We start from the raw sequence: 23846 nt of genomic DNA, 5'->3' as shown, positions 1-23846 counted from the left end.
TAGGAGTGGTAGATATTCCTGCCAGGGATGCGAACCCCGCGACGGGGCGTACGGCAGGAGGGACCGGTGATGGACAAGCGGTGGCGTGACCTCGGAGTGCTCGTTGCAGCGCTGTTCGCGGTCAACGTGGTCGCCCGACTGATCATCCGGCTCGGCTTCGACGGTGACGACACCGCCGCCGACCGGGTGTCGCTGGCGATGTTCACGGTGATCGGCCTGATTCTCGCCGTGGTCGCCTTCCGTTGGGGTCGTCGCCGGCCGCTGGCGGGCTGGGCCGCCGACATGGCGCTCGTGGTGCCGGTGGCGATGCTGCTGACAGTGCTGGTCGGGCCCCTGCTGGTCGGCAACGACCCGTTCGCCGGTGGGGCGGCGACGTTCTTCGCCCAGATCTGGCTCTACCTGCTCGCCAGCGGCGCCGGCTTGCTGATCGGCTATCTGGTGCTCACCGCGCTCGGCCGGGACTACCGCTCTCAGCAGCTCAAGCGGTACGCCGAGGTCAAGGCCGCGAAGCCCCGCCGAGTGGTCCGCCGCTGACCGGCTCGACGCGCCGCGCCGGTCAGTTCGGGGCGACCCGGGTCAGGTAGGTGTGGTGGGTGACGAAGCCGAGCCGCTGGTAGAGCGCGACCGCCGCCGCGTTGCGCTGCTCGACCTGGAGGAACGCGTGCGTCGCGCCACCGGACACGCCCCAGCTGGCCAGCTCGTGGATCACGCGGCGGGCCAACCCCTGACGGCGGGCCGCCGGCACCACCTCGATGAGGCTGAGGCCCAACCAGCGCCCCTGACCGGTCACCGTGCCGCGGCCGACGGCCACCAGAGTGCTGTCGGCGTACACGTGGGCGAAGCGGACCTGGCCCACGGCGGTGAGGACGTGTCGGGCGGCGTCCGGGAGGCCGCCCTTGCGGCCGGCGGCGATGGCCAGCCACTCGTCGCTGGGCGTGGTGGCCAGCTCGACGACCGCGCTGCCCCACCCGTCGGCCTGGCCGCTGGTGAGCGTCGACGCCGGCAGGGGCAGTGGCGCGGTCTGCACCAGCGTCGGCGGGCGGGTGCCCCAGCCGCGGGCGTCCAGTTCGGCGCCGACCGGAGCGGCGAGGGGCAGCGGCGTGTTGATCAACGCGGGTTGGCCTCGCTCGGCGTACCAGCGCTGCACCGCGTCGACCGCGGCGGCCAGTGGTCGGTCCGGGTCGCCGATCGGCAGCGCCGAGTTGGCACGCCCGGTCCAGCCTTCGGCCGACCGGAGCAGCCAGTCACCCAGTCGGCCCCGGACCGGTGCCGGCCAGGCCTCGTCGGCGGCCTGTTCCAGCGCAACGACCGCTGCGGCGGTCGGCCGACGGGTCGGCGGAACGCGCTTGGCGCGGTGGACCTGCGCCACCGGGACCCGAAGCGGCCCCTTCGCGGTGGCCAGCGTGAGATGAGTCTCGCTCAGCTCGACCAGCTCACCAAGGGCATCGGAAAATAGTGGGCGGCCTTCGCGAATCCCCACAATCCGGCGGACCACGATTCGGTGTCCCACATCCTGCTGTCGGAGCACGATCGACCCCCTCCCCGGCGAGATACTAGGCTCTTACCGTCGCGGGAGATCGCGGCGAGTCTTGCGGAGGAGAAGACCGGTGACCTACATCATCGCCGAGCCGTGCGTAGATGTGCTCGACAAGGCATGCATCGAGGAGTGCCCGGTCGACTGCATTTACGAGGGCAACCGGATGCTCTACATCCACCCCGACGAGTGCGTCGACTGTGGTGCCTGTGAGCCCGTCTGCCCCGTAGAGGCGATCTTCTACGAGGACGACGTCCCGGAGCAGTGGAAGGACTACACCGGCGCGAACTACGAGTTCTTCGAGGACCTGGGCTCGCCCGGTGGCGCCTCGAAGGTCGGCAAGGTGGAGAAGGACGCCACCTTCGTCGCCGCGCAGCCGCCGCGCGGCGAGGGCCACTGAACCGGCCCGCGCCGGTCTCGTCGCGGCTGCCCGAGTTCACCTGGGACACCCTGGACGCCGCGGCCACGCTGGCCGCGGCGCATCCGGAGGGCCTGATCAACCTCTCCATGGGTACGCCGGTCGACCCGGTGCCCGAGGTGATCCGGCGGGCGTTGGCTGACGCGTCCGACGCTCCCGGTTACCCCCTGACCGCCGGCACCCCGGCGTTGCGGGCCGCCATCGCGGCGTGGGTGTCCCGAGCCTGCGGTGCTGGCGTCGACGGCCTCGGTGTGCTGCCGACCATCGGCTCGAAGGAGCTGGTGGCCTGGCTGCCCACGCTGCTCGGCATCGGCCCGGGTGACGTGGTGGTGGTGCCGTCGGTCGCGTACCCCACCTACGAGGACGGTGCCCGGCTGGCCGGTGCCACGGTCGTCCGTGCCGACTCGCTCACGGCGGTCGGGCCGACCTCGCGGGTCCGCCTGGTCTGGGTGAACTCGCCCGGAAACCCGACCGGCCGGGTGCTGCCCGCGGCGCACCTGCGCAAGGTGGTCGACTGGGCCCGCGAACGTGGCGCGGTGGTCGCGAGCGACGAGTGCTACCTGCCCCTGGGCTGGTCTGCCGACCCGGTCTCGGTGTTGTCTCCGCAGGTCAGCGGGGGCAGCTACGCCGGAGTGCTGGCCGTGCACTCGCTCTCCAAGCGGTCCAACCTCGCCGGCTACCGGGCCGGGTTCGTGGCCGGCGATCCGGCGCTCGTCGCCGAGCTGCTCAAGGTCCGCAAGCACGCCGGCATGATCGTGCCCGCGCCGGTGCAGGCGGCCATGGTCGCCGCGCTGGAGGACGAGCGACACGCCGACGAACAGCGGGAGCGTTACCGCGCCCGGCGGGAGGTGCTCGCCGCGGCGTTCACCGGTGCCGGGTTCACCGTCGAGCACTCCGAGGCGGGCCTCTACCTCTGGCTGACCAGGGGTGAGGACTGCTGGCAGACGGTCGACTGGCTGGCCCGACGCGGCATCCTGGTCGCCGCCGGCGTCTTCTACGGCCCGACGGCCGGGCAACATGTCCGGGTCGCGCTGACCGAGACCGACGAGCACATCGCCGCCGTCGCGGCGCGCCTCTCCTGATCGCGGCGCCGGACGGTCGAGCATGGTGGACAGGCCGGGCGCGCGGGTACGGGCGGCGGTCGTCGGCACCGGCCTGATCGGTGGGTCCGTGCTGCTCCGGATGGTCGCCGCCGGCGTCGACGTCGTCGGGTGGGACCCGGACGAAGCCACCCGGCGAGAGACCCGCCGGGTGGGCGTACCCGCGCCGGACCGCCTGGCCGAGGCGGTGACCGACCGGGACGTGGTCTTCCTGTGCGGACCGTTGCCCACCCTGCCGGCGACGCTGCTCGAGGTGGCGGCGATGACCGGTGAGCATTGTGTGCTCACCGACGTCGGTAGCACCAAGGAGCAGGTGGCGGCGTTCGCCGCCGCGCAGGGGCTGACGCACCGGTTCGTGCCCGGCCACCCGATGGCGGGCACCGACCGGGCCGGCTTGACGGCTGCGCGACCGGACCTGCTCACCGGCGCGGCCTGGGTGCTCTGTCCGACGGCCGGCCCGGCCACCAGCGCGTTCCGGTGGCTGGCCGAGCTGGTGGTGGAGGTCTTCGAGGCCCGGGTGGTGCCGATGTCCGCCGCGGAGCACGACTCGGCAGCCGCGCTCGCGTCACACGTGCCGCACCTGCTCGCCGGCGCGCTGGCCGGCGCGGTGCAACGCGCACCGCTGCGCGACGCGATCCTCGCGCTCGCCGCCGGCAGCTTCTCCGACGGCACCCGGGTGGCCGGGACCCCGGCCGATCGGACCGCCAACATGCTGATCGGCAACCGGGACCGGGTGCTGCGTGAGCTGGCCGAGGTCACCGCGTTCCTGGACGACCTGACCACCGCGCTGCGCGCCGACGACGCCCCGGCGCTGGCCGCGCGCTACGACGAGGCGCGGGCCTCCCGGAGGGCGCTGCGCGACCGGCGGTTCGACGCGGACGACAGGGAGTTCCCGGCCGGTGGTGACCACGCCGCAGAGGTGTCCTGGTTGCGCGAGCTGGGGGTGGCCGGCGGCTACCTGGCCGGCCTGCGTGTCGACGGGGACACCGTCTCCTACACGGCGCGGCGGCCCGTCGCTGACTAGGCTGAGGGGCATGGCGGTGGACGGTCCGGTGGTGCAGGTGCGCGGCGAGGCGTACCGGGAGGTGCCTCCCGAGCTGGCCCGGTTCGCGGTCACCGCGACAGCCCGCGACCGGGACCGGGAGGCGACGCTGACCCGGTTGGCCGAGCGGGCCGCGGCGGTCCGGGTGCTGCTGGACGGCTCCGGGCCGGCGGTGGCGCGGCGGGAGACCGGCGACCTGCGGGTGCGGCCGGAGACCCGGCGCTCGGGTGAGCGGGTGGTCGCCTGGCACGGCAGTGTCACCACCACCGTCACTGTCACCGACTTCACCGCGCTGGGCGAGCTGATGCTCCGGCTCGCCGACCAGGACCAGGTCGAGGTGGCCGGCCCGTGGTGGGAGCTTCGTCCGGACAGCCCCGCCCATCGTGCGGCCCGGCACGCCGCGATCAGCGACGCGCTGCTGCGGGCCCGGGAGTACGCGGAGGCGCTGGGCGCCCGGGTCATCTCGTTGATCGAGCTGGCGGACGCCGGTCCCACCGACCGGCCGATGTTCGCCCGTGCGGCCTTCGCCGGTGGCGGTGGCGCGGGCGGTGGTCCGCCGGAGCTTGAGCTGGACCCGCAGCCGCAGACTGTGCAGGCGGCGGTGCAGGCGCGGTTCACCATCAGCGACCCGGACCTGGGCTGATGCCGGCGGCCCGGGTGCTGTCCGTCGACGAATTGGTGGCGCGGGCGTCGACGCTCGCCGAGGCCGGTCCGCGACAGCTGCTCGGCATCGCCGGCGCACCCGGTGCCGGGAAGTCCACCCTGGCCGAACGGATCGTCGCCGACATCGGGCCGGCCGCCTGCCTGGTGCCGATGGACGGTTTCCACCTGGCGCAGTCGCAACTGGTTCGCCTGGGCCGCGCCGACCGCAAGGGCGCAGTGGACACCTTCGACGCCAACGGGTATGTCTCGCTGCTGCGCCGCCTGCACCGGTTGGAGCCGACGTCGGTCTACGCGCCGGAGTTCCGCCGGGAGCTGGAGGAGCCGGTGGCCGGCGCGATCGAGGTGCTGCCGTCGGTCCGGCTGGTGGTGACCGAGGGCAACTACCTGCTGTTGCCGGATTTCCCCTGGCAGGAGATCCGACCACTGCTGCACGAGGCATGGTTTCTCGACCTGGCCGCCGAGGTGCGGCACCGCCGGCTGACCGCCCGGCACGAGGCGTTCGGCCGGTCTCCGGAGCAGGCGCGGGCGTGGGCGCTGGGCAGCGACGAGTCGAACGCCGTCGTGATCACCCCCACCGCCGACCGTGCTGACCTGGTCGTCCGCCTCTCGGAGCCCCCGACCGTCTAGTCGAGTTCGCGAACCGGCCGGGCCGGGTTGCCGACGGCCACCACGTTGGCGGGCAGGTCCCGGGTGACCACGGCACCCGCTCCGACGACGGTGTCCGCGCCGATCGTCACGCCGGCCAGGACTATCGCGCCACCGCCGAGCCACACGTTGTCGCCGATGGTGATCGGCTTGGCCGCCTCCCACTTGTCCCGTCGCGGGCCGGGCTCGACCGGATGCGTCGGGGTGAGCAGCTGCACGTTGGGGCCGACCTGGACGTCCGCGCCGAGGGTGATCGGAGCGACGTCGAGGAAGACCGCGTTGTAGTTGACGAAGCTGCGGGGGCCGATCCGGATCTGCCAGCCGTAGTCGCAGTAGAACGGTGGGCGGATCCAGGTGTCCTCGCCGAGTTCGCCGAGGAGTTCACGCAGTGCCGCGATCCGGGCCTGCGGATCGGCCGCGGAAGTGGTGTTGAAGCGCTCCATCAGCCGGGCGGCCCGGTCCAGATCGGCGATGATCTCGGGATCGTCGGCGATGTATGGCTCGCCGGCGAGCATCTTGTCCTTCATGGAGGTCACCGCCCGATCATGCCGGCCGGTTCGTCGGCTCGTGTCGGGTCCGTCACTTTCCGGCCTTCTTTTTGCATACCCGGTATGTAATTCTGAGTTGTCAATGTGACTCCATCCATCAAGACGCTTGACCAGGAGGATCCGTTGCATCAGGGCAGAAGATTGGCCGCTCTCGGCCTCGTGTTCGCGCTGGCGCTCTCCGTGCCAACTCCCGCCTCGGCCACGGCCGCCGCGCCCACCCCAGTCGGCGGCCCCGACGGACAGTCCACTCCGGGTGGACCCATCGCCAACCGCTCGACCACCGTCACGCTGATCACCGGTGACCGGGTCACCGTCACCGCGTCCGGCGCCTCGGTCCGGCCCGGCGCCGGCCGCGAGAACGTGCAGTTCCTGGTCCAGCGCGAGCGCGGACGCCTCACCGTGACGCCGACGGACGCGGTGCCGTTGCTGCGCTCCGGCCGGGTGGACCGGCGACTCTTCGACATCACCGGGCTGGTCGAGGCGGGCTACGACGACACCAGGCGCAGCACCCTGCCACTGCTGGTGTCGTACGGCTCGACGAACTCCGCCCGGCGTGCCCCGGCCGCCCTGCCCGGCACGCGGCTGACCCGCGACCTGCCGGTGATCCGAGGTGCCGCCCTGAACGGCGACAAGTCCTCCCTCGGCGCGGTCTGGGCCACTCTCGCCACCGGTCCCGCCGGGGCGCGGCTCGACGCGGCGGGGGGCGTCGAGCGGATCTGGCTGGATGGCCGTCGACGGGTGACCCTCGACCACAGCGTGCCGCAGATCGGCGCGCCCGCCGCCTGGGCGGCCGGGTTCACCGGCGCCGGAGTCTCCGTCGCGGTGCTGGACACCGGCGTCGACGCGACCCACCCGGACCTGGCCGGCAAGGTGGCCGAGGCGCGCAACTTCACGGAGGTCGCCGACGCTCGCGACACTGTCGGCCACGGCACCCACGTGGCCTCGACGATCGCGGGCTCTGGCGCGGCCTCCGACGGCAAGTACCGGGGCGTGGCACCGGACGCGACGCTGCTGGACGGCAAGGTCTGCGAGGACAACGGCTGCACCGAATCGGCGATCCTCGCCGGCATGCAGTGGGCCGCTGTCGACAAGAAGGCCGCAGTGATCAACATGAGCCTCGGCGGCTGGGACACCCCGGAGGTCGACCCGGTGGAGGAGGCCGTGCAGACCCTGACCGCGCAGACCGGCACGCTCTTCGTCATCGCCGCCGGCAACGAGGGCTCGGACGGCTCGGTCGGCTCCCCGGCCAGCGCCGACGCCGCGCTCGCCGTGGGCGCGGTGGACCGCGACGACGAACTGGCCGACTTTTCCAGCCGGGGCCCGCGGGTCGGCGACGACGCGCTGAAGCCGGACATCACCGCGCCGGGCGTCGACATCGTCGCCGCGAAGTCCGCCAACGGCTTCATCGGTGACCCGGTGGGGGACCGGTACGTCACGCTCTCCGGCACCTCGATGGCCACCCCGCACGTGGCCGGCTCGGCCGCGCTGCTGGCCCAGCAGCACCCGGGTTGGCGGGCCGACCGGCTCAAGGCCACCCTGATGGCAGCCGCCAAGCCGCACCCGGACCAGACCGCCTACCAGCAGGGTGCCGGGCGGGTCGACGTCGCACACGCCATCACCCAGCAGCTCACCACCGACCCGGTGAGCGTCTCGTTCGGGCGTACGCTCTGGCCGCACACTGACGACGTACCGATCAGCCGTACGGTGACCTGGCGCAACGAGGGTCCGGCCCCGGTCACCGTGGACCTGAGCATCGAGGGCGCCGGCCCCGGCGGTCGGGCGCTGCCGGTCGGCCTGTTCCAGCTGGGCGCCAGCCAACTCACCGTGCCGGCAGGTGGCACGGCCAGCACGACCGTCACCACCGACACCCGGGTCGGCGACGTGGACGGTTACTGGACCGGGCGGATCGTGGCCCGGTCCGGTGCTGCGGTAGCTGTCACCCCGCTGGCCGTGAACCGGGAGGTGGAGAGCTACACGCTCACCGTGGAGCACCTGAACCGGGCCGGCGCGCGTACCGCGGACCACTGGACGTCAGTGGTCGGATTGGACACCTTCGGCTTCTGGGACGTCGTCAGTTCCGACGGGGTGGCCACCGTGCGGGTGCCCAAGGGGCACTACGGCCTCAGTGGCCTCGTCTTCGAGCCCGGTCCGGAGGACGAGCAACGCGGGATGTCCATGTTGATGCAGCCCGAGGTGACCGTCGAGCGGGACACCCGGATCGTCGTGGACGCCCGTCGGGCCAGGCCGGTGCGGGCGACCGTTCCGGACCGGACCGCCGTGCCGCAACTGATCGACGTCAGTGGCAACTTCACCGCCGACGACGGTAGCTCGTACGGGGTCGGGCTCTGGGCGGGGACGTTCACCGGCCTGACCAGCGGTCAGATCGGCAAGCCGGTCTCCGCGGACAAGTTCGTCGCCACCGTCAGCAGCAACTGGACCACGCCGGAGGCGGACAACAGCCCGTACCTGTACGCGTTGGCCGAGGCGATCCCTGGCCGGATGCCCACCGGGTTCGTCCGCGACTACGCCCGGCGCGACCTGGCCACCGTCGTGCACCGGTTCCGCGGTGGCACCCCGGGCATGGCGGCCGAGCGGATGGTCTTCCCCGAGCTGGAGTACAACGTCGGCTATTCCGCCGCGGTCCTGCCCACCGTGGTGCCCGGCCAGCGGGTCGAGTACTACAACACCAGGAACGTGAAGTGGGAATCCGAGATCTTCTTCGGAACGGTGGACGAGGAAGGCTGGTTGAAGCCGAACGCCGCGCTCTTCTCCGTCCCCACCGCCTACCGGGCCGGGCGGACGGTTCAGGAGATCTGGAACCAGGCGCCGTACTCGCCGTCCTTCCCGAAACCGCGCTGGCCGCACCAGAGCGTCACCCGGATGGGCGACACCATCCTGGCCGACATACCGACCTACAGCGACGCAGCCGGGCACCCCGGCGCCTCGCTGACCGACAGTGAGCACACCAAGCTTTGGCGCAACGGCGAGCTGGTCGGCGAGAGCGAGTACGCCGGCTACGGGGAGTTCACCGTGCCACCGGGTGCTGCGGACTACCGGCTCGTCACGTCGGCGAAGCGAAGCTTCACCGACCTGAGCACCGAGGTCGAATCCAGCTGGACCTTCCGGTCGAGGCACGTCGCCGGCGAGACGCCGGCCCGACTGCCCCTGTCGGCGGTGCGCTTCGCGCCGCCGCTGCGGGTCGACAACAGTGCTCCGGCCGGTCAGGGCTTCGTCGTACCGGTACGGGTGCAGCGGCAGCCGGGTGCTCCGGCCAGCCGGGTAAAGAAGCTCGTCGTCGACGTCTCCTACGACGGCGGGAAGACCTGGGGCAGGGCGAAGCTGGTCCGCACCTCGACCGACGGCTGGTCGGCCCTGTTGCGGCATCCGGCCGGCGCCGGCCACGTGTCGCTGCGGGCCACCGCCCGGGACACCGCCGGCAACACGGTGACCCAACGGATCATCCACGCGTACCGGTTGCGCTGAGGCGTACCCCGTCCGGGTCCGCGGCCGAGCGCCGCGGACCCGGCGGGGCCGTCAGTCGTTGGCGTGCAGGGCGGCGTTCAGCTCGATGCCCCGGCCGGTGCGTGGCCGGGCCTCCAGCCCACCGGTGACCGAGTTGCGCCAGAACAGCAGGCCGTCGACGCCGGACAGCTCCCGGGCCTTGACCACCCGGCCGTCGGGGAGCGTGATCTTCGACGCGGCGGTGATGTAGCAGCCGGCCTCGACCACGCAGTCGTCGCCGAGTGAGATCCCGACGCCGGCGTTCGCGCCGACCAGGCTGCGCTCACCGATGCTGATCTTGTCGGTGCCGCCGCCGGAGAGGGTGCCCATGATGGAGGCCCCGCCACCGATGTCGGAGCCGTCGCCGACCAGGACGCCCTGCACGATCCGCCCCTCGACCATCGAGGTGCCGACGGTGCCGGCGTTGAAGTTCACGAAGCCCTCGTGCATCACCGTGGTGCCGGCGGCCAGGTGCGCGCCGAGCCGGACCCGGTCGGCGTCGGCGATCCGCACACCGGAGGGCACCACGTAGTCGGTCATCCGCGGGAACTTGTCGACCCCGTACACCGCCAGGTGGCGGCCGGCGGCCCGCTCGATCACCCGCAGCTCGTCCACCCGCTCCGGTGGGCACGGCCCGGCGGACGTCCAGGCCACGTTGGCCAGCTTGCCGAAGATGCCGTCCAGGTTGAGCTGGTTGGGTCGCACCAGGCGGTGCGACAGCAGATGCAACCGGAGGTACGCGTCGGAGGCGTCCTTGATCGGGTCGTCCAACGAGCCGATCACGGTCACCACCTGCACGGTACGCAGGCCAGGCAGCGGCCGGTCACCGAGCGCGGCCGGCGGCAGGTCGAGCACGTCCGCCTTGTCCTCACCGGCGACCAGCGGCAGCTCGCCCAGGCCCAGCTTGCCGGTCGGGTACCAGGTGTCGAGCACCTGCTCGTCTGCGGTGACCGTAGCCAGGCCGATGCCCCAGGCGGAATCTGCGGACGTCACTGTTACACCTCTCGGTCACGGCCGGGCTGACCTCGGCTCGCTCCTCGCGCTGACAGACCTGAAGGTACCGTGCGAACCATGGAGAACCCGCTGACCCCCGAGGTCCTCGCCGATCCGGTGCAGCTGACCCGCGCTCTGGTCGACATAGAGTCCGTGTCCCTCAACGAGAAGGCGATCGCCGACTGTGTCGAAGAGGTGCTGCGGGCCGTACCGCACCTGACCACCCACCGGCACGGCAACACGGTGATGGCCCGTACCGACCTCGGTCGGTCGCAGCGTGTGGTGCTGGCCGGGCATCTCGACACGGTGCCGTTGAACAACAACTTCCCGTCGACCATGCGCGGCGACCTGATGTACGGCTGCGGCACCTCCGACATGAAGTCCGGCACCGCGTACGCGCTGCACCTGGCGGTGACGCTGCCCGAGCCGCGCTACGACGTGACGTACTTCTTCTACGAGGCCGAGGAGATCGAGTCCAAGTACAACGGGCTCAACCTCGTCGCCCAGGCCTTCCCGGAGTGGTTGCAGGCGGACTTCGCGGTGCTGCTGGAGCCGACGTACGGCATCGTCGAGGCGGGCTGCCAGGGCACCATGCGCTCGGTGGTCACCACGACCGGCGTACGCGCCCACTCAGCGCGCTCCTGGCACGGGGTCAACGCCATCCACGCCGCCGGCGAGGTGCTGCGCCGCCTCCAGACGTACGAGGCGCGCCGGGTCACCATCGACGGCTGTGACTATCGCGAGGGCATGAACGCGGTGCGGATCAACGGCGGGGTGGCCGGCAACGTCGTGCCCGACCTGTGTGAGGTGGAGGTCAACTACCGGTTCGCCCCGGACCGCACCCCGGCCGAGGCGGAGGCGCACCTGCGTGAGGTGTTCGCCGGCTTCGAGGTGAGGGTCACCGACACGGCTGCCGGTGCCGCGCCCGGGCTCGACGCGGCCCCCGCGAAGGAGTTCCTGGCGGCGGTCGGCGCCGCGCCGATCGGCAAGCTGGGCTGGACCGACGTGGCCCGGTTCGCGGCGATGGGCATTCCCGCGCTGAACTTCGGCCCGGGCGACCCGAACCTCGCGCACCACCCCGACGAGCACGTCGAGATCAGCAAGATCCGCGACGGCGCGGCAACCCTGCACCGCTGGCTGGCCCCAGCCTGACCCGCGCCGGAGCCCCGGTCCCGCCGGAGCGCCCGGTGATCAAGAGGTTTGCGTCAGCCTGGCCCGTTGTCGGCGACGCAAACCTCTTGATCGGCTCCGGACGGGGTGGGGGAGGCGGGGATCGGGTTCTGCTGGCGGGTGCGGCGGCGTTCGGCCACCACGTCTCGGATCCGTCGCTGCATCTGGCGACGAATCCGGATCATCTCGCTGTTACTGATCACGCTGTCTCCTCCCCCGAAGGCGCGCGCCGGGGCATACCCGGTATGTGAATAGTAAGACGTACGGGAGCGCCGAATAGTTGCCCTTGATCGCGAACAATTTCTCGGCGTCCCCGCCCCGCGCACCCGGGCGGTGCTGCTCCACTACGGTTGCCCCATGAGCCAGAGCAACGGGCGGGAGGCCGGTCGCGGTCCCGGACAGGAGCGGCATCGCGGTGCGGTCACCCTGCGCAGAGGGGCGATCCCGAGCAGCACCGCCGACCAGCGACTGCTTGATTCACGGGGGCGGGGCGACTGGAAGACCAAGGACGCCTGGCGCGCGCTGCGCATCCTCGCCGAGTTCGTCGAGGGTTTCGACACCCTCGCCGACGTGCCGTCCGCGGTCAGCGTCTTCGGCTCGGCGCGCAGCGCGCCGGACAGCGCCGAGTGCCAGTTGGCCGAGCAGTTGGGCGGCGCGCTGGCCCGCGCCGGCTACGCGGTGATCACCGGAGGTGGGCCCGGCGTGATGGAGGCCGCCAACCGGGGTGCCAGCGAGGCCAATGGGCTCTCCGTGGGGCTCGGCATCGAGCTTCCGTTCGAGCAGGGCATCAACGACTGGGTCGACCTGGCCATCGACTTCCGCTACTTCTTCGCCCGCAAGACGATGTTCGTCAAGTACGCCCAGGCGTTCGTCGTGCTGCCCGGCGGGTTCGGCACCATGGACGAGTTGTTCGAGGCGCTCACCCTGGTGCAGACCGGCAAGGTCACCCGTTTCCCGGTGGTGCTCATGGGCGTCGCCTACTGGCAGGGCCTGCTGGACTGGCTGCGCGACACGATGGCCGCCACCGGCAAGATCGGGCCGGTGGACCTGGACCTGATCTGCCTCACCGACGACGTCAACGAGGCGGTGCGGTACATCGTCGCGTCGGAGGCCGCGCTCTCCGCCGAGCAGGAGGCGGTCCGCGAGGAGGCCGTCGCCCGCACCGGCGCGGATCAGCAGGCGGCAGCCGAGCAGGCTCGGAGCCACGACTGATGGCGGCGATCTGCGTCTTCTGCGCCTCCTCTCGTACCCTCGATCAGCGCTGGTTGGACCTGGCCGCCGAGACCGGCGCGGAGGTGGCCCGGCGCGGGCACACGCTGGTCAGCGGTGGTGGCTGTGTCGGCATGATGGGCGCGATCGCGGACGGCGCACGATCCGCCGGCGGTCGTACCGTCGGCGTGATCCCGCAGTCACTGGTCGACCTGGAGGTCGCCGACCTGGCCTCGGACGAGCTGCTGGTGACCGACTCGATGGCCAGCCGCAAGACCCTGATGATCGACAAGTCGGACGCCTTCCTCACCCTGCCCGGCGGGCTGGGCACCCTGGACGAGCTGTTCGAGGTCTGGACCACCGCCACCCTGGCCCAGCACACCAAGCCGATGGTGCTGATCGACACCGACGGGTTCTACCGCCCTCTGCTGGACTGGCTCGACGCGCTGGCCGACCAGACCTTCCTCAAGCCCGCCGGCCGCGACCTCCTGACGGTCACCACCACCGTCACCGAGGCCCTCGACGTCCTGGAATCCCACCTAACCTGACCCCCCACCCCACCCCACCCCACCCCACCCGGCCCTGCCCTCCGCCCGGCCCTCCCGGCCCGCCCCTGTCGATCATGAAGTTAGCGGCGCGTCCGTCGGCGTGTCGCGCCGCTAACTTCATGATCGACAGGGATGGATGGGGGTGGGAGCGCGGGGCGGGGTTTGGGTGGGAGCGCCGGGGGGTTGGGTGGTGGGTTGGTTGTCGTACGGGTCTGATGGGATGAGCTGATGCAGGCGTACCGGTTGGTGCGGCGGCCCGGAGGGCCGGCGCGGGGGGACGGGGCTACGCCTGACGGCGTTTCCGTGCTGGCCGGCGGCGGCACGTCCGTGGGCGGTGTCGGCACATCGGGTGTGCCCGATCCCGTGGTCGGGCCCGACCCGGCCGTCGGCGGTGGCTGGCAGGCCGATCCGGTGCAGGCCGAGGTGGTCGGGCACACCGACGGGCCGATGCTCGTGCTCGGCGGCCCGGGCACCGGCAAGACCAGCACGCTGGTCGAGGCGGTCGCCGCCCGGGTGGCCGAGGGGGCCGACCCCGAACAAATCCTGGTGCTGACCTTCGGCCGCCGAGGCGCCACCGCGCTGCGACAACGCATCGAGGCCCGGGTCGCGCAGGACGGCCACCGGGTGCTGCGCGAGCCGTTGGTGCGCACCTTCCCGGCGTACGCCTTCGGGCTGCTCCGCCGCGCCGCCGCCGAGCGGGGCGAACCGTCGCCCCGGCTGCTCACCGGCCCCGAACAGGATCTGATCATCCGTGAGCTGCTGGACGTGGTGGGCGAGGAGCCCGAGGACGACCCGGTCGGCTGGCCCACCGACCTGCGCCCCGCCCTGCGCACCCGGGCGTTCGCCGGCCAACTGCGCGACCTGCTCATGCGCGCCGCCGAACGCGGCGTGGGCCCGATCGACCTGGCCCGGCTGGGTGAGAAGCTCGGCCGCGCCGACTGGCCGGCCGCCGCCCGCTTCCTGCGGGAGTACGTCGCCGTGCTCGCGTTGCGCGACGTCAGCAACCGGGGCTCCATCGCGTACGACCCGGCGGAGCTGGTCCGGGCGGCCACCGGGCTGCTGCGCGACGACGAGGAGTTGCTGGCCGCCGAGCGTCGTCGACTCGCGTACGTCTACCTCGACGAGCTGGCCGACACCGACCCCGCCCAACTGGAGCTGCTCTCGGTCATCGCCGGCGGTGGCAAGTCCCTCGTCGCGTTCGCCGACCCGGATTCCTCCACGTACGCGTTCCGGGGCGCCGATCCGGCCGGGGTGGCGACGTTCCCGCACCGGTTCCGAACGGCATCCGGCGCGCCGGCCGCGCAGGTGCTGCTGACCACGTCGTACCGGGCCGGGCCGGGTCTGCTCGCGGCGATCGCCCGACTGGGTCGCCGGCTGCGGGGCCCGGCCGCGCACCGTCGGCTGCACCCCCTGCCGGACGCGCCCCCCGGCGTGGTCGAGGTGCACACCTTCCGCTCGGCGACCAGCGAGGCCGCCTGGCTGGCCCACGCGCTGCGCTCGGCGCACCTGCTCGACGGCGTGCCGTGGTCCCGGATGGCGGTGCTGGTGCGGTCCACCGCGTTGCAGCTGCCCACCCTGCGACGGGCGCTGCACGCCGCCGGCGTACCCACGGTGGTGCACGGTGAGGATCTGCCCCTGCACCTGCAACCGGCGGTCGCGCCGCTGCTGCTTCTGCTGCGCTGCGCGCTGGAGCCGGAACGACTCGACGAGGAGGCGGCGGTCGCGCTGCTGCACTCGCCGCTCGGCGGGGCCGACCCGCTGGCCGAGCGGCGGCTGCGGCAGGGCCTTCGCGCGCTCGCGTTGGCCGGCGGTGACCGACGTCCCTCCGGGGAGCTGATCGTCGAGGCACTGCAGGATCCGGAGGAGCTGACCGGCATCGAGCGGCACTGGGCGGAGCCGGCGCAGGCGGTGGCCGGGCTGCTGGCCATCGCCCGCGAGGCCGCCGCCCGGCCGGGCGCGACCGCCGAGGACGTGCTCTGGGCCGTCTGGCACGCCAGTGGCCTCGCCGAGCGGTGGGCCGGCGCGATCAACCAGGGGCGTCCGGAGGCCGGTGAGGGCGACCTGGCCCGGCGTCGGCGGGCCGAGGCTGCCGACCGCGACCTGGACGCCGTGCTGGTTCTCTTCGACGCGGCGGCCCGGTTCACCGACCGGCTGCCCGGTGCCCGCACCGAGGTCTTCCTCGACCACGTGCTCGCCCAGGATCTGCCGGCCGACACCATCGCCCCGACCGCCGACCGGGGAGCGGCGGTACGCCTGCTCACCGCGCACGCCGCGAAGGGCCTGGAATGGGACCTGGTCGCGGTGGCCGGTGTGCAGGAGGGCATCTGGCCGGACCTGCGGTTGCGCGGCAGCCTGCTCGGCTCCGAGCGACTGGTCGACGTGCTGGCCGGCCGGTCGGTCGACGGGGCGACCGCGGCGAACGTGGTGGGTCAGACCTCGGCATTGCTGGACGAGGAGCGTCGGCTCTTCCACGTCGCCATCAGTCGCGCTCGCCATCGGCTGCTGGTCAGCGCCGTGGCGTCGGCCGCCGTCGGCGGCGACGACCACGAGGAGCAACCCAGCCGGTTCCTGCACGAGTTGGGCCCGAGCATTCCGCCCCCGAGCGCGCCGCCGACCCCGCCGAGCGCACCGCCGCCGACCCCGCCCGGCCCGCCGCCCGGTCCGCGCACCGAGCCGTCGTCCGGCGGCAACGGAGGCGCTGCCGCGGGCGAGACCGGCGACGAGGAGCCGGACCGCCCCGGGGCGCTGCCGGTGACCCGTCCACCCCGGGCGCTCACCCTGCCGGCGTTGGTCGCGGAACTGCGTACCGCCATCACCGACCCGGCCGCCCCGGCGGTCCGGCGGCGCGCCGCGGCGGCCGAGCTGGCCCGGCTCGCCGCCGCCGGGGTGCCCGGCGCGCACCCCGACGACTGGTGGGGGCTGCGGGTCCTCTCCGACGACCGGCCGCTCGTCGACGACGGCGACCCGGTGCGGGTCACCCCGTCGGCAATGGAGAGTGCGCTGCGGTGCAGCCTGCGCTGGCTGCTGGAACGGCACGGCGGTAGCGGCCCGACCAGCACCGCGCAGGGGGTGGGCAACCTGGTGCACGCCGCCGCGATGCTCGCCGAGGACGCCAGCGCCGACCGGGGCGCGCTGCTCGACTACGTGGCCGCCCGGTTCGACGCGATCGAGCTGGCGGCCCGGTGGATGGCCGGGCCGGAGCGGGAACGCGCCGAGGCGATGGTCGACAAGCTGCTGCGCTGGCTGGCCACCAATCCGCGTCGGTTGCTCGCCATCGAGCACGAGTTCGCCGTCCGCCTGGACGACCCGAACCGGCCCGTCGACCTGACCGGTCGGGTCGACCGGCTGGAGGTCGACGAGGCCGGGCGGCTCGTGGTGATCGACCTGAAGACCGGCAAGTCCACAGCTGTCACCGGCACCGACCTCGCCGAGCACCCGCAGCTCGGTGCCTACCAGGCGGCGGTGGAGGCGGGGGCGTTCGCCGAGTTCGGTGACGAGTCCGGGGGTGCCGCGCTGGTGCAGCTCGGGACCTCGGCCAAGGACGCCAGGGAGCAGAATCAGCCGGCCGCCAGCGAGGGGCCGGCGGCCGGTTGGGCGACCGCGCTGGTCCGGCGGACCGCCGATACGATGGCAGCCGCCACGTTCGCCGCGGTGGCCAACTCGAAGTGCCGGGTCTGCCCGGTGCGCACCAGCTGCCCGGTCTCCGGGCAGGGTCGCCAGGTCGTCGAGCCGCCCACCGTCCGACGCGCAGGCGAGGGCGAGCAGTGAGGGCGAGGAGTGAGCCGGTGTTGGGAACTGAGACGGCACGGTGAGTCAGCCCACCCTGTTCGGCGCGGGTCCCGCGCCGACGCCCCGACTCGCGGACTCCGGCCCCCGGTACACACCGGTTGAGCTGGCCAAGCTGCTGCGGTTGCCGGCGCCCACCCGGGAGCAGGCCGCGATCATCGCCGCCCCGGTGGAGCCGCTGCTGGTGGTCGCGGGCGCGGGGTCGGGCAAGACCGAGACGATGGCCGCCCGGGTGGTCTGGCTGGTGGCCAACTCGTACGTGCGGCCGGAGCAGATCCTCGGGCTGACCTTCACCCGCAAGGCGGCCGGCGAGCTGGCCCATCGGGTACGAACCCGGCTCGACCAGCTGATCCGCCGACTCGGCCGGCAGGGGCGGGACCCGCTGGACGATCCGCTCGCGGGTGAACCCACCGTCTCCACCTACCACTCGTACGCCGGCCGGATCGTCACCGAGCACGGGCTGCGGGCCGGCTACGAGCCGTCCACCCGGCTGCTCACCGAGGCATCCCGCTGGCAGTTGGTCGACCTGTTGGTGCGCAACTACGACGGCGACATGTCCGAGGTGGACCGGATGCCGAGCACCATCACCGACGCGGTGCTGGCGCTGGCCGGGGAGCTGGACGAGCATCTGGTCGCGCCGGACGACCTGGCGGCCTGGACCGGTCGGTTCTTCGCCGAGGTGCAGTCCCGGCCGGGTCGGGTGTACGCCGACGTGCGTAAGGCGCTCACCCTCCAGCAGACCCGGTTGCGCCTGTTGCCGCTGGTGCGGGCGTACGCCCGGCGCAAGGAGGACTTCGAGGCGATGGACTTCGCCGACCAGCTCGCCCGGGCGGCCCGGGTGGCCCGGGACCACCCGGGGGTCGGCGTGATCGAGCGGGACCGCTTCCGGGTGGTGCTGCTCGACGAGTACCAGGACACCAGCCACGCACAGGTGGTGTTGCTCAACGCGCTGTTCGGTGGCGGGCACCCGGTGACCGCGGTGGGCGACCCGTGCCAGTCGATCTACGGCTGGCGGGGGGCCAGCGCGGGCACCCTGGACCGGTTCCCCACCGAGTTCGCCCGCGCCAACGGTGAGCCGGCCCCGGCACTGGGGCTCACCACGAGTTGGCGCAACCGCCCGGAGATCCTCCGGGTGGCGAACGCGCTCTCCACCCCGCTGCGGGCGGCGGGTGCCCGGGTGCCGGAGCTGCGCTCCGCGCTGACCGTCCGGGACCCGATCCCGCACCGCAGCCCGGGCGGCACGGCCGGCGGCACCGTGCACTGCGCGATGCTGCCCACGTACGCCGACGAGGCCGCCTGGATCGCCGACAGCGTGCTCGCCGCCTGGCGTGGCGCGGCCGGGATGCCGGGCGCGGCCCCGGAACACATCCCGGTGGAGCGCCGCCCGACGACGGCCGTGCTGGTCCGGGTGCGCAGCCAGATCCCGGCGATCGAGTCGGCGCTGCGTGAGCGGGGCCTGCCGGTCGAGGTGGTCGGGCTGGGCGGCCTGCTGGACACCCCCGAGGTCCGTGACGTGGTCTGCACGCTGCGGGTCCTGGCCGACCCGACCGATGGCGCCGCGCTGCTGCGGTTGCTCACCGGCGCCCGTTGGCGGATCGGGCCGCGTGACCTGGTGGCCCTGCACCGGCGGGCCCGGGCCATCGCGAAGGCCCGGCGGCAGGTGGCCGCCGACGAAGACTCCGAGATCAGCCCCGACCTGTTGGACGAGGCGACCCTGGTGGAGGCGTTGGCGGACCTCGGGCCGGCGCAGGCGTACTCGGCCGAGGGGTTCGCGCGGCTGCGCGCGTACGGCCGGGAGTTGGCGCTGCTGCGTTACCGGCTGGACCAGGCGCTGCCGGACCTCATCGCGGACATCGAGCGGACCATCGGCCTGGACGTGGAGGTCGCGGTGCGGGCCGGCCGGGACGGCGCCGGCGACGCGGGCCTGGCCCGGGGGCATCTGGACGCGCTCGGCGACGTGGCGGCCCGGTTCAGCGGGGAGACGCCGGGCGCGACCCTGTCCGGGTTCCTGTCCTACCTGGCCGCCGCGGAGGACGAGGAGCGCGGTCTGGCGCCGGGCGAGGTCGAGGTGGTGGAGGGTGCGGTGCAGGTGGTCACCGCGCACGCCGCCAAGGGCCTGGAATGGGACGTCGTGGCGGTGGCCGGGCTCTGTCGGGGGTCGTGGCCGGGGCCGGTGCGCAACTCGGATCACTGGCTGGGTGGGCTGGGCGTACTGCCGTTCCCGCTGCGCGGCGATGCCGACGGGCTGCCGGAGTTGGCGCTCGACGAGGCGGGGGACCAGCGGGCCGTGGCGCGGGCGGTCACCGACTTCACCGACGCGTGGCGGGCCCACGACGAGCGGGAGGAACGCCGGCTGACGTACGTGGCGGTCACCCGGCCCCGCCGGCTGCTGCTCTGCTCCGGTTACTGGTGGGGAGAGGGCACGAAGCGGCCGCGAGGTCCGTCGGTCTTCCTACGTGAGGTGTACGACGCCTGCCTCGACGGCGGGCCGGGGCACCTGATCGACGCGTGGGCGCCGGAGCCGACCCCGGACGCGACGAACCCCACGGCCGAGGTGGTGCTCCGCGCGGAGTGGCCGGCCGACCCGCTGGGCGGTCGCCGGCCGGCGTTGGCCGAGGCGGCCGGGCTGGTACGTCGCCTGATGGCCGACGGTCCGGCGGCGGCGCTCCCCGGGCCGGTCGGGCCGGTGCTCCCTGTGTCGGCCGGGCCGGTGCTCGCTGTGCCGGTCGGGCCGGTGCTCGCCGGTCCGGTGCCGCCGATCGGCTCGACGGTCGAGTCAGGCGAGCCGGTCGAGCCGGAGGTGGCACGCTGGCAGCGCGAGGCGGACCTGCTGTTGGCGGAACGCGCCGAGCTGACCCGGCTCTCCGGTGCGGTCGAGGTGGCGCTGCCCGGGGCGCTGAGCGTCACCCAGCTGGTAGCGCTGCGGCGTGATCCGGCGGCATTGGCCCGTACGCTCCGTCGTCCGGTGCCGGCCGAACCCAACCCGTACGCCCGTCGAGGCACCGCCTTCCACGCCTGGTTGGAGCAGCGTTTCGGCGCCGACCGCCTGTTGGACCTGGACGAGCTGCCCGGCGCGGCCGACGCCGACGCCGCACCCGACGAGGCGTTGGTCGAGCTTCAGGAGCGGTTCCTGGCCAGCGAGTGGGCCGACCGGTCACCGGTGGAGGTAGAGGTGCCCTTCGCCACGGTGATCGCCGCAGTGGTGGTGCGGGGCCGGATGGACGCGGTCTTCGCCCGGCCGGGTGGCCGGTTCGACGTGGTCGACTGGAAGACCGGCGCGCAGCCCACCGGGCCGGCAGCCGACGTGGCCGCCGTGCAGCTGGCGGTATACCGGCTGGCCTGGGCGGAGTTGGCCGGCGTGCCGGTCGACCGGGTGGGCGCGGCGTTCCACTACGTCCGCCACGGGGTCACCGTCCGGCCCGCCGACCTGCTGGATGTGACCGGCCTCACCGCCATGATCGCCCAGTTGCCCGAGGATTCTGCCCAACATTGACCACTGCGGGGAAAACCGTGGTAGGTTGACCGGGTTGCAGTTTTGGTTACCAGAGACTCTGTGTGCGCCTGGCGGGATTGTGGCCCCAGGCGCTCTTTGTTGTGTCCGGAGTTCTCCGGGCGGGGCGACCAGAAGCGACAGGCGATTCGCGCATCCCCGCGCGGAGCGCTCCTCTTCGGGCACGCAACACGTGCGTGTCCGACGTTCCGTCAAGGAGACGAAACACATGGCTATTGGCACCGTGAAGTGGTTCAACGCTGACAAGGGCTTCGGCTTCATCACCCCCGACGGCGGCGGCGCCGACGTTTTCGCCCACTTCTCGGCGATCCAGTCCTCCGGCTACCGGAGCCTGGACGAGAACCAGCGGGTCGAGTTCGAGGTGACCCAGGGCCAGAAGGGCCCGCAGGCGGAGAACATCCGCCCGCTCTGATCTTCGGATCGGTCAGCATTACCTGTCGCGCCCTCCGGGTGTGACGGTGACGGGACCGGCCCGCCCCGCTGCCGCCTGCCCACGCAGGCGGCAGCCCGGAGGCGGGCCGGCCTGTACTCCCTTTCGGTTCGTGCTTGTGAGTCCTGGCGGCCTTTTTCCGCTGGTGACAGCGCCGACTTCGGCGCCCTCCCTCGACACGTGCCGCGTCGAGGAAGGCTTCCGCATGACCACAGTTGTCTCTTCTTTCGCTCATACCGGTCTGGCGCCGGCGCTGCTCACCGCGCTGACCGCGCAGGGCATCACCGAGCCGTTCCCGATCCAGTCGGCGACGCTGCCCGACTCGCTCGCCGGCCGGGACGTGCTGGGCCGGGGTCGTACCGGCTCCGGCAAGACCCTCGCCTTCGGGCTCCCGCTGCTGTCCCGCACCGCCGGCCGTAAGGCGCGGCCGGGCCGCCCGCTGGCCCTGGTGCTGGTGCCGACCCGCGAGCTGGCTCAGCAGGTCACCACCGCCCTCGCCCCGTACGCCCGCGCCGTCGGGCTGCGCTGCGCCACAGTGGTCGGCGGCCTGTCCCTGCAGCGGCAGGCGGACGCCCTGCGCGCCGGCGCCGAGGTTGTCGTCGCCACCCCCGGTCGGCTGCACGATCTGATCAACCGTGGCGACGCCCGGCTCGACCAGGTCGAGATCACCGTGCTCGACGAGGCCGACCAGATGGCCGACATGGGTTTCCTGCCCCAGGTCACCAAGCTGCTGGAGCAGGTCGCGCCGCAGGGGCAGCGGATGCTCTTCTCCGCGACCCTGGACGGCGGTGTGGACCGGCTGGTCCGCCGCTTCCTGAGCAACCCGGTCACCCACTCGGTGGACCCGGGCACCGCGACGGTCACCGCGATGACCCACCACGTGCTGCACGTCGACGCCGCGGACAAGCCCGACGCGTTGACCCGGATCGCCGCTCGTGAGGGCCGCACCATCCTGTTCATGGGCACCAAGCACCGCGCCGACCGGCTGGCCCGCCAGCTGCTCGCCAAGGGCGTACGCGCGGCCGCGCTGCACGGCGGCAAGTCCCAGCCGCAGCGCACCCGGATCCTGGAGCAGTTCCGCAACGGTCAGGTGACCGCCCTGGTCGCCACCGACGTGGCGGCCCGTGGCATCCACGTGGACGGCCTGGACATGGTGGTCAACGTGGACCCGCCGACCGAGGCGAAGGACTACCTGCACCGCGGCGGTCGTACCGCCCGGGCTGGCGAGTCGGGTTCCGTGGTCACCCTGGTCCTGCCGGAGCAGCGCCGGGACGTGTCCCGCCTGATGGCCACCGCCGGTATCCGGCCCGAGTCGGTCCAGGTGCGCGCGGGTGACGGAGCGCTGGCCCGGGTGACCGGTGCCCGCGAGCCCTCCGGTGTGCCGGTGACCATCGTCGCGCCGCCGGCGCCCGCCTCCCGGGCCCGTACCTCCGGCGGCTCGACCGCCGACGGTGGCGCCCGTCCGGCGCACCGCGCGTCGGGCCGGTCCCGTCGACCGCGTCGCCCCCGTACCGTCTGATCTCTGCGCGTCGACCGACCCGTCCCGCTTCGGTGGGGCGGGTCGGTTCTGTCTGCGCGGCGATCCCGGCCGGTCGGCTGTCAGCACGGCCCGACCGGTCAGCCGCCCACGCCGGGTGGCCCCTCTGCTGAGTCGGTAATCAGCCTCTTCCGGGTCGGCTGGCCGACTGCGCCCCGGTCGGTCGTGGTCGAGGCTGACCGACGGGGGGAAGTCGGGCGGGGGGCCCGGCTCGGGAGGGGTGACCATGGCGGGCGAAGCCGGCTCGGGCGCGCTGCGTGAACTGATCCTGGTGGTCGCGGTCGCGCTCGCCGGGTTGTTGCTCGCCATGGTTGCGGCCTTCGCGCCCTGGCATGCCACCCCGGCGGGTAACGCTCCCGCCGGTCTGGTGGAGCTGCGCAGTCCTGGCGACCCGGGCCTCGGCCCGGCGACCGCACACGTGGGCTGAGCAGCGACCGGCCGACCGGCGCCGGCGGAGGGGCAGGCCCGGTCAGGATCGGTACGAGGTGTGGTCGGGTCGGCGGGGCACCGACCCGACCACATCACCCCACATCACCCACTCCGACCGCCGCACCCTCCGCGCCAACCACGACCCCGCGCCGACAGCACCCATTGCGTCGATCTTGCAGTTTCTGTTGCCGGTATGGGCGCTGATAGCCCTTATGCCACGACAGCAAGTGCAAGATCGCGGGGCGGGGTGGGGCGCGACAGGGGCGGGGGCGGGGTGGGGCGGGGGCGGGACAGGGGGCGCGGCGGGGGTGAGTGGGTGGGGGTTAGGCGGGGGGTGTGGGGGTGGGGGTGACGGGGGCGTGGGTTAGCAGGTCGGCCAGGGTGGTGCTGTCGACCACGGTGGCGATCGCCCCGTGCACCGCCAGCCAGACGTCGGTGAGCCCGGCGGCCACTCCGTGATAGCCGGCCCGCTCGGCCGGCAGGCCGCGCACCGTGGTGAGCGACCCGCCGACCGCCCGCAGCACGTCGCCGACGGTGATCTCGTCGGCTGGGCGGGTCAGCGCGTACCCGCCGTCAGCGCCGCGATGGCTGTGCAGCAGACCGGCCCGGCGCAGATCGAGCAGGATGCCCTGCAGGAAACTGAGCGGGATGTCCTGCACCTCGGCCAGGCTGGCCGCCTTCGCCAACTCGCCGGACCGGTCGCCGTCGCCGCCACCACCGGCGGCGGCGGCGACGGCGAGCATCGCCCGGAGCGCGTAATCGCTGCGCGCGGAGACGAACAC

The 23846-nt window shown here is 73.2% G+C and carries 20 protein-coding genes; 15 read left to right on the top strand and 5 right to left on the bottom strand.

The window, feature by feature from the left end:
• Positions 1 to 69: 69 nt before the first annotated feature.
• On the top strand, positions 70 to 534 hold the full coding sequence (locus ACZ6NZ_RS13325; protein WP_465858860.1) for a hypothetical protein: 465 nt from the start codon (positions 70 to 72) through the stop codon (positions 532 to 534).
• A gap of 22 nt (positions 535 to 556) precedes the next feature.
• Here the strand turns inward: ACZ6NZ_RS13325 and ACZ6NZ_RS13320 are convergent, their stop codons facing one another.
• Positions 557 to 1528: a GNAT family N-acetyltransferase gene (locus tag ACZ6NZ_RS13320; protein WP_465858452.1), complete on the bottom strand. Its 972-nt coding sequence runs from the start codon at positions 1526 to 1528 to the stop codon at positions 557 to 559.
• A 79-nt stretch (positions 1529 to 1607) separates the two neighbouring features.
• Here ACZ6NZ_RS13320 and fdxA point away from each other — a divergent pair, with 79 nt between their 5' ends.
• The 5 genes from fdxA to ACZ6NZ_RS13295 are packed head-to-tail and all read left to right on the top strand — an operon-like array spanning position 1608 to position 5384.
• A complete protein-coding gene (fdxA, locus tag ACZ6NZ_RS13315; protein ID WP_030490464.1) occupies positions 1608 to 1934 on the top strand; it encodes a ferredoxin in 327 nt (108 codons plus the stop codon).
• On the top strand, positions 1931 to 3034 hold the full coding sequence (gene dapC, locus ACZ6NZ_RS13310) for a succinyldiaminopimelate transaminase (protein WP_465858859.1): 1104 nt from the start codon (positions 1931 to 1933) through the stop codon (positions 3032 to 3034). Before fdxA ends, dapC begins: the two co-directional genes overlap by 4 nt.
• 22 nt (positions 3035 to 3056) lie before the next feature.
• Positions 3057 to 4076, top strand: a complete 1020-nt coding sequence (locus ACZ6NZ_RS13305; RefSeq protein WP_465858451.1) for a prephenate dehydrogenase — start codon at positions 3057 to 3059, stop codon at positions 4074 to 4076.
• A 10-nt stretch (positions 4077 to 4086) separates the two neighbouring features.
• Positions 4087 to 4737, top strand: a complete 651-nt coding sequence (locus tag ACZ6NZ_RS13300; RefSeq protein WP_366607799.1) for an SIMPL domain-containing protein — start codon at positions 4087 to 4089, stop codon at positions 4735 to 4737.
• Positions 4737 to 5384 carry a nucleoside/nucleotide kinase family protein gene (locus ACZ6NZ_RS13295; protein ID WP_465858450.1) on the top strand — a complete coding sequence of 216 codons (648 nt, stop codon included), beginning with the start codon at positions 4737 to 4739 and terminating at the stop codon, positions 5382 to 5384. The genes ACZ6NZ_RS13300 and ACZ6NZ_RS13295 overlap by 1 nt, the downstream gene beginning before the upstream one ends.
• On the opposite strand, the gene ACZ6NZ_RS13290 is transcribed toward ACZ6NZ_RS13295, so the two are convergent.
• Positions 5381 to 5938 (bottom strand): sugar O-acetyltransferase, encoded by a 558-nt coding sequence (locus ACZ6NZ_RS13290; protein ID WP_465858449.1) that lies wholly within the window; start codon positions 5936 to 5938, stop codon positions 5381 to 5383. The genes ACZ6NZ_RS13295 and ACZ6NZ_RS13290 overlap by 4 nt on opposite strands.
• A 135-nt stretch (positions 5939 to 6073) precedes the next feature.
• Here ACZ6NZ_RS13290 and ACZ6NZ_RS13285 point away from each other — a divergent pair, with 135 nt between their 5' ends.
• A complete protein-coding gene (locus ACZ6NZ_RS13285; RefSeq protein ID WP_465858448.1) occupies positions 6074 to 9433 on the top strand; it encodes a S8 family serine peptidase in 3360 nt (1119 codons plus the stop codon).
• Between the two features lie 51 nt (positions 9434 to 9484).
• On the opposite strand, the gene dapD is transcribed toward ACZ6NZ_RS13285, so the two are convergent.
• Positions 9485 to 10444 carry a 2,3,4,5-tetrahydropyridine-2,6-dicarboxylate N-succinyltransferase gene (gene dapD, locus ACZ6NZ_RS13280; RefSeq protein ID WP_112675716.1) on the bottom strand — a complete coding sequence of 320 codons (960 nt, stop codon included), beginning with the start codon at positions 10442 to 10444 and terminating at the stop codon, positions 9485 to 9487.
• Between the two features lie 78 nt (positions 10445 to 10522).
• Between dapD and dapE the strand changes: the two genes are divergently transcribed.
• A complete protein-coding gene (gene dapE / locus ACZ6NZ_RS13275; RefSeq protein WP_465858447.1) occupies positions 10523 to 11596 on the top strand; it encodes a succinyl-diaminopimelate desuccinylase in 1074 nt (357 codons plus the stop codon).
• 53 nt (positions 11597 to 11649) lie between these two features.
• Here dapE and ACZ6NZ_RS13270 read toward each other — a convergent pair whose 3' ends face one another.
• Positions 11650 to 11817 carry a hypothetical protein gene (locus tag ACZ6NZ_RS13270; RefSeq protein WP_334503590.1) on the bottom strand — a complete coding sequence of 56 codons (168 nt, stop codon included), beginning with the start codon at positions 11815 to 11817 and terminating at the stop codon, positions 11650 to 11652.
• A gap of 154 nt (positions 11818 to 11971) precedes the next feature.
• On the opposite strand from ACZ6NZ_RS13270, the gene ACZ6NZ_RS13265 reads away from it, so the two are divergent.
• From ACZ6NZ_RS13265 to ACZ6NZ_RS13235, 7 genes are all read left to right on the top strand, one after another.
• Positions 11972 to 12826: an LOG family protein gene (locus ACZ6NZ_RS13265; protein ID WP_366607808.1), complete on the top strand. Its 855-nt coding sequence runs from the start codon at positions 11972 to 11974 to the stop codon at positions 12824 to 12826.
• Positions 12826 to 13371 carry an LOG family protein gene (locus ACZ6NZ_RS13260; RefSeq protein ID WP_465858446.1) on the top strand — a complete coding sequence of 182 codons (546 nt, stop codon included), beginning with the start codon at positions 12826 to 12828 and terminating at the stop codon, positions 13369 to 13371. Before ACZ6NZ_RS13265 ends, ACZ6NZ_RS13260 begins: the two co-directional genes overlap by 1 nt.
• A 228-nt stretch (positions 13372 to 13599) precedes the next feature.
• A complete protein-coding gene (locus ACZ6NZ_RS13255; protein ID WP_465858445.1) occupies positions 13600 to 17139 on the top strand; it encodes an ATP-dependent helicase in 3540 nt (1179 codons plus the stop codon).
• A gap of 40 nt (positions 17140 to 17179) precedes the next feature.
• On the top strand, positions 17180 to 20650 hold the full coding sequence (locus tag ACZ6NZ_RS13250; protein ID WP_465858444.1) for an ATP-dependent helicase: 3471 nt from the start codon (positions 17180 to 17182) through the stop codon (positions 20648 to 20650).
• A 226-nt stretch (positions 20651 to 20876) separates the two neighbouring features.
• Positions 20877 to 21080: a transcription antiterminator/RNA stability regulator CspE gene (cspE, locus tag ACZ6NZ_RS13245; RefSeq protein ID WP_007464836.1), complete on the top strand. Its 204-nt coding sequence runs from the start codon at positions 20877 to 20879 to the stop codon at positions 21078 to 21080.
• Positions 21081 to 21303: 223 nt separating this feature from the next.
• Positions 21304 to 22617 (top strand): DEAD/DEAH box helicase, encoded by a 1314-nt coding sequence (locus ACZ6NZ_RS13240; protein ID WP_465858443.1) that lies wholly within the window; start codon positions 21304 to 21306, stop codon positions 22615 to 22617.
• A 244-nt stretch (positions 22618 to 22861) separates the two neighbouring features.
• On the top strand, positions 22862 to 23062 hold the full coding sequence (locus ACZ6NZ_RS13235) for a hypothetical protein (protein WP_357208483.1): 201 nt from the start codon (positions 22862 to 22864) through the stop codon (positions 23060 to 23062).
• A 325-nt stretch (positions 23063 to 23387) separates the two neighbouring features.
• Here the strand turns inward: ACZ6NZ_RS13235 and ACZ6NZ_RS13230 are convergent, their stop codons facing one another.
• Positions 23388 to 23846, bottom strand: coding sequence for an RrF2 family transcriptional regulator (locus ACZ6NZ_RS13230; RefSeq protein ID WP_465858442.1), 459 nt, complete (start codon positions 23844 to 23846; stop codon positions 23388 to 23390).

This window comes from Micromonospora sp. NPDC047756 (assembly GCF_055587245.1).
Note: the sequence above shows the minus strand (reverse complement) of the source record. Positions and strands in the feature narration are given on the sequence as shown.

Coding starts and splice junctions, on each gene's coding strand:
- ACZ6NZ_RS13325 (WP_465858860.1), top strand. CDS start 70: ATGGACAAGCGGTGGCGTGACCTCGGAGTGCTCGTTGCAGCGCTGTTC.
- ACZ6NZ_RS13305 (WP_465858451.1), top strand. CDS start 3,057: ATGGTGGACAGGCCGGGCGCGCGGGTACGGGCGGCGGTCGTCGGCACC.
- ACZ6NZ_RS13300 (WP_366607799.1), top strand. CDS start 4,087: ATGGCGGTGGACGGTCCGGTGGTGCAGGTGCGCGGCGAGGCGTACCGG.
- ACZ6NZ_RS13295 (WP_465858450.1), top strand. CDS start 4,737: ATGCCGGCGGCCCGGGTGCTGTCCGTCGACGAATTGGTGGCGCGGGCG.
- dapE (WP_465858447.1), top strand. CDS start 10,523: ATGGAGAACCCGCTGACCCCCGAGGTCCTCGCCGATCCGGTGCAGCTG.
- ACZ6NZ_RS13265 (WP_366607808.1), top strand. CDS start 11,972: ATGAGCCAGAGCAACGGGCGGGAGGCCGGTCGCGGTCCCGGACAGGAG.
- ACZ6NZ_RS13260 (WP_465858446.1), top strand. CDS start 12,826: ATGGCGGCGATCTGCGTCTTCTGCGCCTCCTCTCGTACCCTCGATCAG.
- ACZ6NZ_RS13255 (WP_465858445.1), top strand. CDS start 13,600: ATGCAGGCGTACCGGTTGGTGCGGCGGCCCGGAGGGCCGGCGCGGGGG.
- cspE (WP_007464836.1), top strand. CDS start 20,877: ATGGCTATTGGCACCGTGAAGTGGTTCAACGCTGACAAGGGCTTCGGC.
- ACZ6NZ_RS13240 (WP_465858443.1), top strand. CDS start 21,304: ATGACCACAGTTGTCTCTTCTTTCGCTCATACCGGTCTGGCGCCGGCG.
- ACZ6NZ_RS13235 (WP_357208483.1), top strand. CDS start 22,862: ATGGCGGGCGAAGCCGGCTCGGGCGCGCTGCGTGAACTGATCCTGGTG.